This window comes from Brevundimonas sp. (assembly GCF_035626975.1).
In the GTDB taxonomy this organism is placed as follows: Bacteria; Pseudomonadota; Alphaproteobacteria; order Caulobacterales; family Caulobacteraceae; genus Brevundimonas.
On the sequence record NZ_DASPMQ010000059.1, the window covers coordinates 1 to 16,161 of the forward strand.

At 67.9% G+C, this 16,161-nt stretch carries 11 protein-coding genes and 1 pseudogene; 11 read left to right on the forward strand and 1 reads right to left on the reverse strand.

Going from position 1 to position 16,161, the window contains the following annotated elements:
• The 7 genes from VEB62_RS15560 to VEB62_RS15590 form a co-directional block, all read left to right on the forward strand.
• Positions 1 to 454 (forward strand): methyl-accepting chemotaxis protein (locus VEB62_RS15560; protein WP_324794395.1); only part of this gene is annotated, 454 nt, incomplete at its 5' end.
• Positions 455 to 689: 235 nt separating this feature from the next.
• Entirely contained in the window at positions 690 to 2,360 is a 1,671-nt protein-coding gene (locus tag VEB62_RS15565) for a fatty acyl-AMP ligase (RefSeq protein ID WP_324801763.1), read from the forward strand.
• Between the two features lie 86 nt (positions 2,361 to 2,446).
• On the forward strand, positions 2,447 to 4,561 hold the full coding sequence (locus VEB62_RS15570; protein ID WP_324801765.1) for a cytochrome P450: 2,115 nt from the start codon (positions 2,447 to 2,449) through the stop codon (positions 4,559 to 4,561).
• Positions 4,562 to 4,584: 23 nt separating this feature from the next.
• Entirely contained in the window at positions 4,585 to 4,839 is a 255-nt protein-coding gene (locus VEB62_RS15575) for an acyl carrier protein (protein WP_324801768.1), read from the forward strand.
• On the forward strand, positions 4,836 to 6,521 hold the full coding sequence (locus VEB62_RS15580; RefSeq protein ID WP_324801771.1) for a carbamoyltransferase family protein: 1,686 nt from the start codon (positions 4,836 to 4,838) through the stop codon (positions 6,519 to 6,521). Before VEB62_RS15575 ends, VEB62_RS15580 begins: the two co-directional genes overlap by 4 nt.
• Before the next feature lie 52 nt (positions 6,522 to 6,573).
• Positions 6,574 to 8,046 carry an MBOAT family O-acyltransferase gene (locus VEB62_RS15585; protein ID WP_324801775.1) on the forward strand — a complete coding sequence of 491 codons (1,473 nt, stop codon included), beginning with the start codon at positions 6,574 to 6,576 and terminating at the stop codon, positions 8,044 to 8,046.
• Complete coding sequence (locus VEB62_RS15590; RefSeq protein WP_324801778.1) at positions 8,033 to 9,091, forward strand: hypothetical protein; 1,059 nt, start codon at positions 8,033 to 8,035, stop codon at positions 9,089 to 9,091. Before VEB62_RS15585 ends, VEB62_RS15590 begins: the two co-directional genes overlap by 14 nt.
• On the opposite strand, the gene VEB62_RS15595 is transcribed toward VEB62_RS15590, so the two are convergent.
• Complete coding sequence (locus VEB62_RS15595; RefSeq protein WP_324801780.1) at positions 9,063 to 10,715, reverse strand: B12-binding domain-containing radical SAM protein; 1,653 nt, start codon at positions 10,713 to 10,715, stop codon at positions 9,063 to 9,065. The genes VEB62_RS15590 and VEB62_RS15595 overlap by 29 nt on opposite strands.
• Before the next feature lie 335 nt (positions 10,716 to 11,050).
• Between VEB62_RS15595 and VEB62_RS15600 the strand changes: the two genes are divergently transcribed.
• The 4 genes and pseudogenes from VEB62_RS15600 to VEB62_RS15615 form a co-directional block, all read left to right on the forward strand.
• Positions 11,051 to 11,350, forward strand: coding sequence for a hypothetical protein (locus VEB62_RS15600; protein ID WP_324801783.1), 300 nt, complete (start codon positions 11,051 to 11,053; stop codon positions 11,348 to 11,350).
• Between the two features lie 326 nt (positions 11,351 to 11,676).
• Positions 11,677 to 12,900 (forward strand): glycoside hydrolase family 27 protein, encoded by a 1,224-nt coding sequence (locus VEB62_RS15605; RefSeq protein ID WP_324801786.1) that lies wholly within the window; start codon positions 11,677 to 11,679, stop codon positions 12,898 to 12,900.
• Between the two features lie 83 nt (positions 12,901 to 12,983).
• Complete coding sequence (galA, locus tag VEB62_RS15610; RefSeq protein WP_324801789.1) at positions 12,984 to 15,806, forward strand: beta-galactosidase GalA; 2,823 nt, start codon at positions 12,984 to 12,986, stop codon at positions 15,804 to 15,806.
• A gap of 51 nt (positions 15,807 to 15,857) precedes the next feature.
• A pseudogene (locus tag VEB62_RS15615) lies at positions 15,858 to 16,016 on the forward strand (GH39 family glycosyl hydrolase); the annotation flags it as partial.
• Between the last annotated feature and the right edge of the window lie 145 nt (positions 16,017 to 16,161).

Here is a 16,161-nt window from a genome sequence, read left to right on the forward strand (position 1 = left end):
GGCCAAGGAGATCAAGGTGCTGATCTCGGCCTCGACCAGCCAGGTGAACACCGGCGTCAGCCTGGTGGGCCAGACCGGCGAGGCGCTGCAGCGCATCGTCAGCCGGGTCGCCGAGATCGACGGCCTGGTGTCGGAGATCGCGGCCTCGGCCCAGGAGCAGGCCACCGGCCTTCAGCAGGTCAACACCGCCGTCAACCAGATGGATCAGGTCACCCAGCAGAACGCGGCCATGGTCGAGCAATCGACCGCCGCCAGCCATTCGCTGTCGCAGGAGGCCGAGACGCTGGCCGGATCGGTGGCGCGCTTCCAGACCGGCGTCGCGGAGGTCCGGCCGCTGCGCCCGGCCCCGCGTCCGTCCAGCCGCACCGTCACCGCCATGAAGACGGTCGGACGCGGCGGCGCCGCCCGCAGGCTCGACCCCGTGGCCGCCGAAGACGGCTGGGAGGAGTTCTGATGCCGGCGCTCATCGCCTTGCCCGCCATACGCTGATCATCGGTGCTGGACGATCGGGTTCGCCGCCACCGGGCCCGGTCCGATGAGGCATGAGCGGCCGCCGTCGCCCGAGCTGATCAGGGCGGCAGGTCCCGGTCCTCCGGGGTCAAGGTGACAGCGCCGGACCAATATGTCTCCATGTGACAATGGGCCTTGAGCGTCGCCTGTAATCACGACAGAACGCATGTGTGAGGGGGATGATCAGCGTGCTGTCGGGCCGGCTTCGGAATCGGTTAATTCAGCGGCCGGACCGCACCGTCCTGACTGTCTGCGGCGGACGCGGGGGACAGCCGGACCGTTCCCTGTCAGGTTTGGAACTGCATGAGGCGGCCTCGGCGCGAAGCGCCGGGCTGGCGCGCCGTCATGCACCGGAGGACGGCCCGCTGGCCCTGGTGATGCCGTGTGGCCTGGACTTCGTCGTCACCCTGTTCGGCGCAATCTATGCGGGCTTTACGGTCACCGCCCTGGCGCCGCCCCGACCGGGTGTCGACGCCTCGCGTCTTGCGCGGATCATCCGCGATTGCAGGCCGTCCGCGATCCTTTGCCCGGCAGACTGGCGTCACAGGATCGAGGCCGCCCTGGCCGGAGTGCAGGGCCGCCGGCCGATCGTCGAGGCCGGGACGCTGACGTCCCCCGAAACACAACCCGCGACCGACATCCCGCCCGCCTCTCCACGCGCATCTCGCCCGGCCATCCTGCAATATACATCCGGGTCGACCAGAGCCCCGAAAGCGGTGGCGCTGTCGGCGGCGAACGTGGTCGCCAACGGCGACCTCGCCAACAGTACCTGGGGGATGGACGAAAGCGGCGTCTTCCTGAGCTGGCTGCCGCATTTTCACGATATGGGATTGATGGGCGGGATCCTCTATCCGATCCTCGCCGGCGGCCGGACGGTTTTGATGGACCCCTTGACCATGATCCAGCGGCCGGAGCGATGGCTGCGGCTGATCGGCGAACACGGCGCCACCTGCAGCGGGGGGCCGGCCTTCGCCTTCTCCCACTGCCTGGAGCACGTGACCGACGCGCAGTGCGAGGGACTCGATCTCTCCAGTTGGACCAGCGCCTTCTGCGGGGCCGAGCCGATTCCGGCGGCCCTCATGAATGCCTTCCGCGCCCGCTTCCAGCCCTATGGCTTGAATCCCGACGCGGTTTTCGGGAGCTATGGCCTGGCCGAGTACACCCTGATGGTCGCCGGAGGAAACCCGAAGCTCAGCTCTGAGAGGCCGTCGGCTCCGCCGGGTTGCGAGGAGATCGAACCGTGCCGTATCGCCCCCGAGATGTGGGAAAATCTGCGGCTGGTCGACCCGGACACCCGACGCATCGTCGCTGCCGGGGATGCGGGCGAGGTCTGGCTGCGCGGCCCGTCGGTAGCGCAAGGGTATCGCAACGAGCCGGCGGAGACCGCCTCGACCTTCGGCGCCATGCTCGCCGACGACGAAGCGGCCGGGACATGGCTGAGGACCGGAGACATCGCTGTCCGGCAGGCCGACTGGCTCTATGTCACGGGTCGGCTGAAGGACCTGCTCTTCGCCAACGGCCGCAAGATTCCGGCGACCGATCTGGAATGGCTGGCGGGCGAGCAGGACCCGGCCCTCAATCCCATGGCCGCGGCCGCGCTGATGCCGGACGACCTGAACACCGGCAAGGCCGTGCTGTTGATCGAGCTTAAGCGGCGCGCGCGGATCGCCGATGAGGCGGCGACGGGGGAGCAGATCCGCCGCGCCGTGGCGGGCGCGTGGGGCATCGAGCTGACCGATGTCCGCATCCTGCCCAGTGGCGCGCTCCCCCGCACCAGCAGCGGCAAGATCCGGCGCCGGGACGTCGCCGCCGGCTGGCGCGCCGGACGCCTGAACGAGCTGCTGCAGTGACGCTCGTCTCCAGCTCTCCGGCAGCGGCGCCCGCGGGTCTGCGGCCAGATCGCGCGCGCTTTGTGGTGGTGACGGCGGACGAGGCCGTGGCGGTTTTTCGGGACAAGGCGTGGGGCGTGACGGAGGTTGCGCCGTATCTGGAGGCGCTGCAGGCCGCGACGGGCGAGGACCTGTCGGTCCTGGCCGAGGCCGTGCGCGCATCGCTGGTCTATCAGACCGGCGCGGATCATCTGATGACCCGTCGGGCGCTCGCGGCCTTCCTGAGCCCCGCGGGCGCAGCCAGGTGGGAGCCGGTGATCGACGCGCATATCCAGGCCGGCCTTGCGCGGCTTGCCGCGAGCGCGGAACCCGACCTGGTCCGGGATTTTTCCGACCCGTTGTTTGTCGCCTGTGCGCGCGACGTGTTTGGCCTGGCCATACCGGACGAGGTCGAATTCCTGCGCCACATCAACAATGCGCGGATCTTCACCGAGCCGCTGCTGCGCCTGCGTGAACTGCGGCTCGTCCAGGACGCCTACCGCCACCTGATCGCCGCGGCGTCCGCGCCGGGCGAGGCTGCTGGCGAGGCGCACGGGCCGCCGCCGCTGACGAAAGCGCTGGCCCGCAGCAAACTGCCCGGAGACGTGGACGACGCCACGCTCATCGCCTCAATCACGGTGGCGGCTCACACCGCCGCGGAGTCTCTCTCGTTCGCCCTCTGGGGTCTGCTGCGCGACGGCGCGCCGTCGTGGGGCGAGGTGTCACGTCCGGGCTGGGCTGACGCGCATCTCGAGGCGGTCATCCGCGACTATCCCTCGACCCTCAGGCTCTATCGCGTGGCCCAGGCGGACACGGTGTTGAACGGCAGGCCGGTCGTTCCGGGCGACGTCGCCGTGCTGGACATCCCCGCGGTCAACCGCTCGCTTTGTCCGCACGCCGGCGCCGAGGGTGGCAGGGTCTCGATGTCCTTCGGCGACGGCATGCACAAATGCCCCGGCGCCGCCCTGGCCCGCCTGATGCTGCGCCGGGCCTTGCCGGCGCTCGCGGCGCGCTTCCCCGACCTGCGTCTGGACGAGGCGGGGATTCGCATCGAGCGGACCCAGATGGTGCAGGCTCCCGTCGCGCTGCCCTGCCTGCTGACGCCCGCGCCGAAGCGACGGTCCGCCCGGCTGTGGGACGTCACCGACGCCGCCGCCGCCCGCGCCATCGCGGTGGATGACGCCCGCTTCAGCCCGCCGGGCATGGAGCCCCACCTGATCCGCCTGCAGGAGGCCAGCGGGCTGGACCTGTCCACCGCGATACGCGTCGCCCGCAACGCGCCCTTCTTCCAGTCTGGCCCGCGGCATGCGCGGATGCGGCTGCTCGGCTTTGAGGCGTTGGGATCCAATCGGCTGGCGTCCTGGACCCCGCTGATCGAGGCCGAGATCGGGCGATTGGCGGACGCCCTCGACGAGCGGACCGACGTCGACCTCGTCAGGGACTTCTGCGAACCCCTGTTCCATGCCGTCTGTCAGCCGATCATGGGCCTGCATCCCCGGTCCCCGGACGTGTTCAACCGTCTCGCGCCCTTGCTCCAGGAAGTGCTCGAGCCGCTCCGCTCCCTCCGCGCCATCCTGAAGGTGCAGGAGATGGTCGACATTCTTCTGGACCAGTTCGACGAGCCGGCCAGCGAGGGCGGGGAAGGGGGACCCACTTCCCTGCTGTCGCATCTGGTCGCCAGCGGATGGGACCAGATGGACGCCGAGGATCGAAAGGCCTTCGTCCTCGTGCTTTACGGCGCCAGCTTCAACGTCGCCCATACCCTTGCCAACGCTCTGCTTGCCTTGGCCTCGAAGCCTGCCGGGCAGCGAGGGGACGCGGCTGATCCGGCGTGGATCACCGCGCATCTCGACACACGGATCGTGCCCGAGGCCGCCTCGCCCCGCTTCATCTATCGGATCGCCCGGACCGCCGGAGAGATCCATGGCATGGCCTTCGCGCCCGGCGACACGATGCGGCTGCGACTCGCCGCGATCAACCGTGATCTCGGCGCCGGACACCTCGCCTTCGGCCACGGTCTGCATCGCTGCATCGGGGCGGCGCTGTCGCGTGTCCTGATCCGCAAGGCCATCCCGGCCCTGTTTTCCCGCTATCCCGGTCTCCGGATCATTGAAGGGGAGGCCCGGTACGCCGAGAACTCCCAGACGGTGATCCTTACAAACCTACCCTGCCGCCTTCGCTGACCCTCCGCCCTGAAAGTTCGTCCATGACTACCCCGACCGTCGCTGAAGTGACCGCCTTCCTGCGGGACCACGTGAGCAAGCGGACCAAAGTCCCGCCGGAACAGCTCCTCGGTTCGACTGTGCTGGTCGATTTCGGACTGGAGTCCATCGACGCGGTGCTGATCTCCGGCCACATCGAGGACGAGTTCCACATTGAGGTGGAGCCCTCGCTGATGTTCGAGTTCCAGACGCTCGACGAGGTCGCCGCGGCCGTTGTGGCCTTGTTCGACAAGCAATGAGCCGCTTCTACCTCGGCCTGTCGACGTCGGGGCATGATCCCGCCCTCGCCATCGTCGACGAGGACGGGCGTATCCGGTTCGCCGAAGCCACCGAACGATTCCTCCAGGACAAGCGGGCCTGGGGCGCCGCGCCCGATCTCGTCGGGCATCTGGAAAGTGCATTGAATGTCGTCGGCTTCGATCCGGCGAGCGATCAACTCGTCGTCTCGACCAGTTGGGCGCGGGTCAAGGCCGACCTGCCGGTCTCGGTTTCCAACGCCATGCTTCCGGTCACGGACGGTCTCTGGCTGCGGGGGCTGCAAGCCCATGCCCAGGCGGCCGCGGGGGATTCCCTGCTTCGTCTTGGTCTTGCGCAGACGCCGCCCGAGGTTCGTCACTTCGATCACCACCTGACCCATGCGGTGGGCGCCTGCAGCAGCGCGCCCTTCGACCATGGCCTGTGTCTGGTCATCGACGGGGAGGGCGACGTCGGCGCCGCCAGCCTGTTCCGCCTGCGCGAAGGACGCCTCAGCCGCCTGTGGCGCTCCTGGGGACCGGGCAGTCTGGGATCCTACTACGCCTGGTTGACGGGGCTCTGCGGCTTTGACTGGCGCGCCGGCGAGGAATGGAAGGTCATGGGCCTCGCGGCGTTCGGCACGCCGGACGACGCGCTGGTCGGGACGCTCGAGTCGATGCTGGATATCGTCGACGGCCGCCCGCGGCTGCCGGAGCAGGCCGTCATCGACGCCGCCGTCGCGCGCGCCACGCCCTACGGCCGGATGCCCCGCGACCCTGTCGAACGCGCGGCCGGCCTCGCGGCCAGCGGTCAGGCGGCCTACGCCCGAATGGCCGACCGCATTCTCGAAAGCTGCGCAACGCTGGACGAGCGGAACCTCGTGCTCAGCGGCGGATGCGCGCTCAATTCGTCGTATAACGGCACGATCCGCGGCCGCTTCGGCTTCGACCATGTCCATGTGCCGAGTGCGCCGGCCGACGACGGAAACGCGTTGGGAGCCGCCCTGCTGTCGTGGATGCAGGATCATCCGGACCAGCCCGGGATGTCCGGCGCCGCGTCGCCCTTCCTCGGAACCTGCCCGGACCGCCGGGTCATCGAACAGACCGTGGCGAACTGCGGCCATTCCCGGATTTCGGCGGTCGCCGGCGAGGGGGGGCTCTCCATCCTCGCCAGCCGCCTGGCGGCCGGCCAGATCATCGGGGTCATGCGAGGCGGCGCGGAGTTCGGCCCCCGCGCGCTCGGCCACCGCTCGATCCTGGCCGACCCGCGCCCAGGCGACATGAAGGACCGGTTGAACCAACGCGTCAAAGGCCGCGAGCCCTATCGGCCGTTCGCGCCCGTCGTTCCGGCGGATCGCGTCGGCGAGTGGTTCGATCGCGCCCAGCCGTCGCCCTACATGTCCTTCACCCTGCCGTGGAAGACGGCGGTCCGCGATCGCGTGCCGGCGGTGGTGCATGCGGACGGGACCGGGCGGCTGCAAACGGTCGACGCATCGTCTGACCCATGGATGAATGGCCTTCTGGCGGCCTTCGAGGCGCAGACCGGGGCGCCGATCGTGCTCAACACCAGCTTCAACGTCATGGGCAAGCCGATGGTGCACAGCGTGCAGGACGCGATGGCGGTCCTGGCCACCACCGGTCTCGATGGCGTCCTCCTCGAGGACGTGCTGATCGAGAAGGGGGCCTGATCCCATTCCGTTCGCAAGCCTCCAATTCCTGCTGCTTTGGCTGCCGGCGACGGTGGCGCTGTTTTCGATCTCTTGCCGGTGGAAGCCGCCCGCCGCGCCCTGGGTGCTGGTGGCGGCGTCACTCCTGTTCTGTCTGGCGGCCGGGCCGCTGTCGCTGTCGTTCCTGATCCTGTCGATCCTCGGCAACTTCGCCGCAATGGCGGTGATCCGTCGGATGACGCCGGGATCGGCGGCGCGCCGGCTGGTGGTTACGGCGGCCATCGTCGCCAACCTCGCCCCCCTGGTCGCCTTCAAGCTGGCGCAGCAGATGGTTTCCGTCGCCCTGCCGCTCGGCCTGGCCTTCTATACGCTGCAGCAGATCACCTTCCTCGTCGCCGGCCAGAAGTCGGGGTCGGAACGCCTGGGCCTCCTGCGTTTCGCGGCCTGGGGGTCCTTCTTCGGCCAGCTGCCGGCGGGTCCGATCGGCGCCTACCCGCGGATGGCCCCGCAGTTCGCGCGACTGGGTCTGACGCCGCCCGCCGCCGTGGACGTCGCGCGTGGCGTCGCCCTCATCCTCGCCGGCGTCGTCAAGAAGACCTGGCTGGCCGACCCCATGGCCCGCAAGGTGGACGCCGTGCTGACGGCCGCGGATCTCGGCGCCGTCACGCCGCTGGAGGCATGGACGGCGGCGTGGGGCTTCATGCTTCAGCTGTACTTCGACTTTTCGGCCTATTCGGACATCGCGATCGGCGTCGGCCTGTGTTTCGGCCTGATGCTGCCGATCAATTTCGACTCTCCGCTGAAGGCGGCGACGCCGGGCCAGTACGTCATGCGCTGGCACATGAGCCTGATGACCTTCGTGCGTGACTATGTCTTCGAGCCGGTGTTCCGCATCGCCCGCAAGCTCCCCATCTCACCGACCGGCAGGCGCTATGGCGTCGCCTGGGCCGTCGCCACGCTGATCGCCTATCTGGTCGTCGCGGCGTGGCACACGACTGCGCCGCTGCCCCTGTTCAACGGCTTTTGCGTCGCCCTGTTATTGATCCTGCTGCAGTTCGCCCGACAGAACGCGCGGGCCGCCCCGCGGGCGGTCGGGCCCCTGGAGCAGGGGGCGCGGCGGGTCGCCGGGCATGCCCTCATCCTGCTCGCGGTGGCCGTCGTTGCTCTCCTGCTCCGGGTGACGGACGCCGGTCAGCTGGACCGGTTGATGCCGGCGCTGATCGACGTCGACGCCGCATGGCGGCTGTGCGGCGACCTGGCCGGGTCGCTGTCCGGCGCCGGCGGCGGCGCGGCCGAACTCTATCCCAACGCCCGCCTGCCGGGCCTCAGGACCGTCGGGATGATGGTCGTCGCCACGGTCATCGTTCTGCTTGCCCCCAACACCATGCAGATTTTCGGCATCGCCGGCGCGAGCCGCACACGGCCGCGGCTGCGCTGGAGCCCGACAATGCTGTGGGGCGGGCTGACCGTGGTTCTCCTCGCCCTGGCCCTGATCGGCGTCACCCGGCCCGTCGAGCAATATGGTTTCATCTATGCCCAGTTCTGAGCATAAGCCGCCGCCGCGCCTGGCCCGGGGCTGGTGGACCGGCCTGCTGGGCGGGCTCGCCCTGCTGGCGGTGTGGGGTGCGTTCAACGTTCTGGTCGACCCGACCGGCGAGTTCGGGATGTCCGGGCGGTTCAGGTTCAACCGCAACCCGCCTGCCGAGGTGATCGCCGCGGGCATGAACGGGAACAACCCGGCCTTCTTCACCCGCGCCATCCGCGAGAGTCGGGGCGACCTGTTTCTGATCGGGCCCTCGCGGACCTGGCGGGGTTTCGACACCTGCGCCCGGCCCGACGTGTTGCGGGTGGCGGGCTCTGCCTGGGGCTTGCGCGAATTGACCCGGGTGGAACGGACCATCCTGGACGAGCGTGATCGCCCTGCGACCGTGTTGATCGAGGTAGGCCTGCCCACGACCGAACGTCCGGCCATCACGAGTCCGGCACAGGCGGCCGTCTCGGCGGCGCTCTCGCCCCGAACCACGCTGTTCTCGCTGAGGACCGTCGTGCACAGCCTGAGGGAAGGGGGAGAGCGCCCCGCGTCCTACGCGGCGTGTGTCCCACTCGCGTCACCACCGACCGACTGGGCCGAGGCCGAGCGCAGCGCTCGCTATACCCTCGGCCTGCTCGACACGAGCGAGGCCTCACTGGCTCAGGGCCGCCGCAATGTGCTCGCCATGGCTGACCTCGCGGATCAGGTTTGCCGGCGAACGGGGCTCCGCCATCGGCTCGTCTTTTTCACCCTTCCGTCGTCCCCCGCATCCTCGCCCTTTTCGGACCATGACCGGGTCTTCCGGGCCAATGCCGCTCGCATGGCCGCGGACTTTGCCGGACGGACGCCTCCGCCGGGCGGCTGCGCGATCAGCTATATGAACTTCGCGACCGCCCCTCCAGGGAGCCCGCCTCAACAGGCCCTCTGGCGGGATCGCAATAACTGGTCCGACTATGTTCACTTCACGGCGGGACTCGGGGCCGTCGCCCTCGACGCCCTGCTCGGGCCGCCTCCGGCGGGGCTAACGGCCGTCAAGCCTGAGCCTGGCGTTGGGCCATGAACGCCCCGCGCGCCGGGGCTGGACCCGGGGCCGGGAGCAGGGGCGCGGTCGAGGCATCCTCCGCGAACGCCGGGTCCTCGAACGGCGGCGAGGCGAGTTTCGCCCAGGCCGGGTGGTAGCCCCCCTTGGCGATCTGTCCGTGAAAGTTCAGCAGCCAGGTGTGCAGGATGTCGGCCAGGGTTCCGCGAATGTCCGGCCGCTCGCGCATCAGACCGGCGGTCTGTTCGATCACGCGGGCTACGGCGGGGTCGCGTCGCCGCATCCCCATCATCATCTCCATGAAAAGCCGCTTCGAGCGGGCCCGGCCCGGCGGATCATGAGGATGGCTTCGGGCGGGCAGCGGGCTCGGGCCGAGCAGGGCGGCCATGGCCTGCAGGCGGGACCAGAAGCCCTCGGGCTCGTACAGCCGGCTGATCAGCCAGCGCGTGCCGACATAGAGCTCTTCCCGCGTCATCTGGGCGGGATGGATATTCGTGATCTGATCGCCCGCCTGATAGTGGACGCGATCTTCGTCGGCGACGATCCGGCCGGCGCGCAGCATGTCCTGATACAGCGGCGTGCCCACGGGCGCGGAGAGGGACGACACCTTGAAGGTGCCGATCGGCAGCCCCATCGCGAACTCGTATTGCTGCTCGAAGATGCGTCGGCTGTCGGCGTCGAAGCCGACCATCAGACCCGCCACGGGCTCGAGGCCGTGAGCCACGACGTTGTCGATCCGCGCCCGCACATCGACCGAGACGTTCTGCCGTTTGAGGCTGTCCTTCAGGCTCTCTTCGTTCACGGTTTCGATGCCGATGAACAGGTTGGTCAGACCGGCCTCGGCGCACAGGTCGAGCATGCGATCATCGGCGGCGATATCGATGGAAACCTGGGTGTGGAACGTCACATATCCGCGCCCGTCGCGCCCGTTCCAGGCGGCCAGGGCCTCGAGCAGGCTGGCGGCCCGCTTGCGGTAGACGGTGAAGTTGTCGTCAGCCATGAAGATCCGGTTGTAGCCCACGTCGTAGAGCTTCTGAACCTCGGCGATCACCTGCTCGTTCGTCTTGTGGCGCTGGGCGCGCCCGACGTACTGGATGACGTCGCAGAAATTGCATTCGAAAGGGCAGCCCCGGCTGGTCTGGGCGATGCCGATCAGCGCGCGGTCGTTGTCGTACAGATCCCAGGCCGGGATGGGCGAGGCGCTGAGATCGGGGCGCCCTCCGGCGTAGGCCGGCTTCAGTTGGCCGTTCAGCATGTCGGCGTAGAAGGCCTCGGCCACGCCTTCGAACTCCCCGGTCACCGCCACGTCGCAGAGGCCTTCGAAGGCTTGCGGATCCAGCGTGATATGCGGCCCGCCGACGATGACCGTGCGGCCCTTCATTCGAAAGCCCTCCGCGATCCACTTCGCCCGCGCCAGCTGGGAGACATTGGCCGTGATGCCGATGAAGTCGGCTTCGGCGTCGAAATCGATCGGCGTCAGCGTCTCGTCCTGCAGCACCACCTCGATGCCCGGTGGCGCGAAGGCGGCGACCGTCGCGATCGCAGTCGGCGGCACCCGCGTGACGGCGGTCCCGTCTGCTTCCATCAGGCCGGCGAAGTCGGCGTCCCATGGCGGACTGGGTGAAATCAGCAGGAAGCGGATCATTGAGCCCTGGCCTGATCGCGATCGTCGGAGGCCCCGACAGGCGGTCCCAATTCCCGCGCTGTTGGGTCAAGGCCGCAGGGTTACGCTTGGGTGGTCTGACTCTACAGCGAAGAGGCGGGGACGGCGAGAGCGGAAGATGACACGAGGACCACGGAACAGGCCCGACAGGGTTCATCCGGATTCGCCTTCCCGCCTTTCCCGCCCCGTCAGCGCCGAGACCAGATTCTCTGTGAACACGCCTTGCTGGAAGGCGAATTCCGCCCCTGGGCCTGTGCGAGGGCTCGACCCTGGTCAGCTCGATCGAGGGGCTGCGCTTCACCGGCAACACCACCACCGTGCTGACCTACGGCGCCCCGGCCGCGCCGGAGCCGGCCGGCAAGGCCGCCGGCGACGCCCAGGTCGTGCCGCTGCCGGCGGACCTCGACGACGCCTTCGTGCTGCCGGCCCTGCCCGACCTCGCGGCCTTCAATCCCGCCGACGAGCCGCTGGTCCTGCCGGGGACCGGGGACGAGGCCCCGCTGTTCCTCGCCCTCGAGGCCCGCCTCGCCCCCGCCGGCGGCTGGATCGCCCTCCTCGACGACCAGGGCCGGCTGCTCGGCGACGCGGACCTGCGCAGCGACGACTGGATGGGGTGAACCAAAGGCCGATCTTCCAAACCGCCGCTTTGAGTCAGAAGCGGTCGCTCAGTGCGCATTGCGACAAGTGCACCGAAGGGGCAGAGAGGGGGGGGCTGCTTCTGCAGCCTTTCACGGCTTGCGCTTGGGCGGCCATCTCTTGAGTTGTCTCCGGGAGTTCGAAGGCGGCTCGCCTCGACACTCCTTTACGCGAGCGGTCCGTGTCACCGCCCTTGAGGATCGACACTCGTGTCGGCCGCAAAGCGGCGATTGACGAGCCTTGCTGATTAGTAAGATGAACACCCAATAGCCGCCAGCAAAGGGCTGCGTGCATGGGGAGGCTGGAAATGCGTGGCTCTATCCTAAGCCTGGTCGTGGCTGCGGCCATATGCTCGCTCTCAAGCACGCAAGTGCAGGCCCAGGCGCCTGATCCGAACACCATCGCACCGTCGCAGGACCCCACGCGAACCGCCAATGGCCTGGCGATGACGCCGCCCATGGGCTGGAACAGCTGGAACAAGTTTGGCTGTGACGTGAATGAGCGCGTCGTACGCCACGTGGCGGACGCTATGGTCAACAGCGGCATGCGCGACGCCGGCTATGTCTATGTGGTGATCGACGACTGTTGGCAGGGACCGCGCGACGCCGACGGATTCATTACGGTCGATCCCGTCCGCTTCCCATCCGGCATGAAGGCCCTGGCGGACTATGTGCACAGTAAGGGGTTGAAGTTCGGCCTGTACTCCGACGCAGGCCGAATGACCTGCGCTGGCCGGCCGGGTAGCCAGGGCCACGAATATCAGGACGCCATCACCTATGCGCGATGGGGCGTCGATTATCTAAAGTATGACTGGTGCTATAGCGGCGTCCGCAACGCCGAAGAGGCCTATGCGCTGATGGCCGACGCCCTGCGCTCCACTGGCCGGCCGATCGTCTTCTCGATGTGCGAGTGGGGCAACAACCGGCCATGGCTGTGGGCCTCGAAGATCGGCAACCTGTGGCGCACGACTGGCGACATCGCTGATATTTGGGAGGGCAAGAAGGGCAACAACTGGGGCGTCCTGAACCTGGCCGACATGAACGAGCCGCTCTGGCCCTACGCCGGTCCAGGCCACTGGAACGATCCGGACATGCTGGAAGTCGGAAATGGTGGCATGACCAATATCGAATACCGGTCCCATTTCTCGCTATGGGCCATGATGGCCGCGCCCCTGATCGCGGGCAACGACATCGCCACGATGGACGAGACGACCCGCGACATCCTGATGAATACCGAGGTCATCGCGGTCAATCAGGACGCCGCCGGTGTGCAAGGTCGGCGGGTCAGGGACGAGGGGGACCTCGAGGTTTGGGTCAAAGCCCTGGCGGGCGGCGCGCGGGCGGTGCTGCTGTTCAATCGTGGCCCCGAGGCCGCGAACATCGAGGTGACCTGGGACGAACTGGGGTATCCGCCCAGCCTGCGGGCGAACGTTCGGGACCTGTGGGCCCACCGCGACCTCGCCCCCGCCCGTGACCGTTTCGGCGCGTCCGTCCCCAGTCACGGCGTGGTCATGCTGAAGATAGGCGCCTAGCGCCCCACCCCTATCAACGCCGTAAGGCGATCCACACTGCGAGTAACGCCATGCGAACCCCAGTCTGGCTGACGGGCCTCCTCATGACCTGCCTGATGTGGGCGGCGCCAGCGTGGGCGCAGGCTCCACGGGAGCGGATCAATATTGATGACGACTGGGCCTTCGCTCTGGGCCACGCGACTGACACCGCGCGGGACTTCAACTATGCGACGGCGCCCTTCTTCTTCGCGAAGGCGGGCTACGGCGACGGCCCTGCATCGGCGCGTTATGATGATCGCGCCTGGCGGCGGCTCAGCCTGCCACATGACTGGGCCGTCGAGCTTTCGTTCGACAGTCGCGCAGACGGCAACCACGGGTCGCGGGCCATCGGCCGCAACTTCCCGGAAAACAGCATCGGTTGGTATCGCAAGACGCTGACGTTCACCCAGGCTGATGTCGGTCGCCGCGTTTCGGTCGAATTTGACGGCGTCTATCGGGACAGCGAGATCTGGTTCAATGGCCACTACCTCGGCAACGAACACAGCGGCTATTCCTCCTTTCGCTACGACCTCACCGACTACATCAACTACGCCGGCCCTAACGTTCTGGTCGTCCGCGCCGATGCGACGCGCGAGGAAGGCTGGTTTTACGAAGGCGCGGGCATCTATCGCCACGTCTGGCTGACCAAGACCGATCCGCTGCACGTCGAGCAATGGGGCGTCTTCGTGAGCTCCGAAGTCCGGGGCGAGGACGCCGACCTCAGCGTTCAGACCTCGCTGCTGAACGAGGGCGATGACGATCGCTCGGTTCAAGTCGAGGAACAGGTCGTCGACCGTCACGGCCTGGTCGTGGCCACGCACAGCCAAGCCGTGATCGTTCCCGCGCATGGTGCGACTGCGCTCGACAGCCAGATCGCCGTCGAGCACGCGCAGCTCTGGTCGCTGGAAGACCCGGCTCTGTACCGGCTGGTGACCACGATCCGGGACGGCGCTGGGATCGTCGATCGATACGAAACAAGCTTCGGCATCCGCACGGTGCGGTGGGACGCCGACACAGGCTTTTGGCTGAACGGCCGGAACATCAAGCTGGAGGGCACGAACAACCACCAGGATCACGCCGGCATCGGCGCCGCCCTGCCGGACTCGATGCAGGAGTATCGTCTGCGGCGCCTGCTCGCCATGGGGTCGAACGCCTATCGGGCCTCGCACAACCCACCAACTCCGGAGTTGCTCGAAGCGGCGGATCGGCTTGGGATGCTGGTTATCAATGAGCACCGGATGATGGGCACGACACCCGAGATCCGGGATCAGCTGGAGCGCCTGATCCGCCGCGACCGCAATCACCCGTCAGTCATCATCTGGTCCGTCGGCAATGAAGAATGGGCTATCGAGAATGGCGAGCTGGGCGCCCGACTGACCCGGGTGATGCAGGATCAGGTTCGTCGACTGGATCCATCCCGGCGCGTGATGGTCGCCATGGCCGGCGGCACGCCGGGCGGCAGCTCGACGACGACCGACGTCCTGGGTTTCAACTACCGCTCCCAGCACGACGTCGACCGCTATCACGCGCTGTTTCCGAACACGCCGACGATTATGAGCGAAGAGGGATCCACGACCGCAACCCGGGGCGTCTATGTGACAGATCGCGCGGCCGTGCATCTGGCCGCTTACGACACTCCGCAGCGTCCGACCGGAACCAGCAGCATTCAGCAGGGCTGGACCGCCGTCGCCGAGCGGCCGTGGATGTCCGGTATGTTCGTCTGGACCGGCTTTGATTACCGCGGAGAGACCACGCCCTTCGGGTGGCCGGCGATCAGCTCTCAATTCGGCATGCTCGACACGACCGGGCTCTTCAAGGACACGGCCTACTATCTGCGCGCGTGGTGGGACGACACACCGACCCTCCACATCCTGCCGCACTGGACCTGGCCTGACCGCGTCGGCGAGCCGATCGACGTCTGGGTCTATTCCAACGCTGAGGAGGTCGAGTTGAGCCTGAACGGCCGCAGCCTGGGCCGTCAGACCATGACGCCCAACGCGCACCTGGAATGGACAGTGCCTTACGAGCCGGGACGCCTGACCGCCATCGGCTACCGGGACGGCAGACGGGTGTCGTCCGGCGAGGTCAGGACGGCCGGGGCGCCCGCGGCGATTGCGCTGGAGCCGGACCGCACCACGCTGCTCTCCGATGACGTGGACACCGTGCCCGTTCTTGTCAGCGTCCGCGACCGTCGCGGCGACGTGGCGCCCCTCGCGAACGATCTCGTGGAGTTCTCCATCTCAGGTCCGGGGCGGATCATCGGCGTCGGCAACGGAGACCCGGGATCTCATGAGCCGGACCAGTCCGTGGAGCGCATCGACGTGTCGCCCGTCGGCGGCTGGCGCATCACCGCTCTGTCCCATCCCGGTGACGCCGGCGCCGCCGAGTGGCGCGACCCGTTCCAGTGGTTCCCACCCGGCTCTGAACCCGCGCCGTTACCCGCGTACCGGGCGCGGGGATCCTTCCGGGCCTCCGCGCTGACGGACTCGCAGGAGGTCACGCTGTTTCTGATGCCGCTGGCGACGGGACAGAAGGTCTTCGTCAACGAGGTCGACGTGTCGGCCAGCTCTGGGCCATCCGGGGCGGGGATGATGGTGACGGTGCCGATAGACCTTCTGCGGGTTGGCGAAAACGTCGTCGAAATCCATGTTGCCGATGACGGCCCGGCAAGCTTGGCCCGCATGGTGGGCGTAGGAGCCCAGAACGTGGCCTCGGTGCGGCTGCGTACCCCGCCGGCGCCGTGGCGGCGGCGTGTCTTCAACGGCTACGCCCAGGTCCTGATCCAGTCGACGGGTTCGGAAGGCGACATTGTGCTGACCGCACAAAGCCCGGATCTAAGGACGACGCGCGTGACGTTAACCGCCACCAAGACCCAGCTGGCTGACTAGAAAGACGCCGGCCTCCGAACGCACGGCGGCTGAGCGAACGCGTGCGAGAGCGACAGCCGGCTGATCTATGACTTCACCCGTATCGACCAGCTTTACGATGCGCTGCTCGGTATGGGTTTGAAACCGTTTGTTGAACCGGGTTTCACGCCGGACGCGATGAAGACGTCAGAGCAGACACCATTCTACTGGAAGGGTAATACCTCGCGGCCGCTGCGCCGACCGGCTACGGCTGCTTTCGACTGGCTCAGCATGAACGCCGGCTTTTGGGCCGTGGGCTGATGTCCGCTTCTGGCGCTGAGCTGACCTGATCGCACTTTTGAGGAACGCTGGTGTTCTGAAACGTCGTGAGCTATGA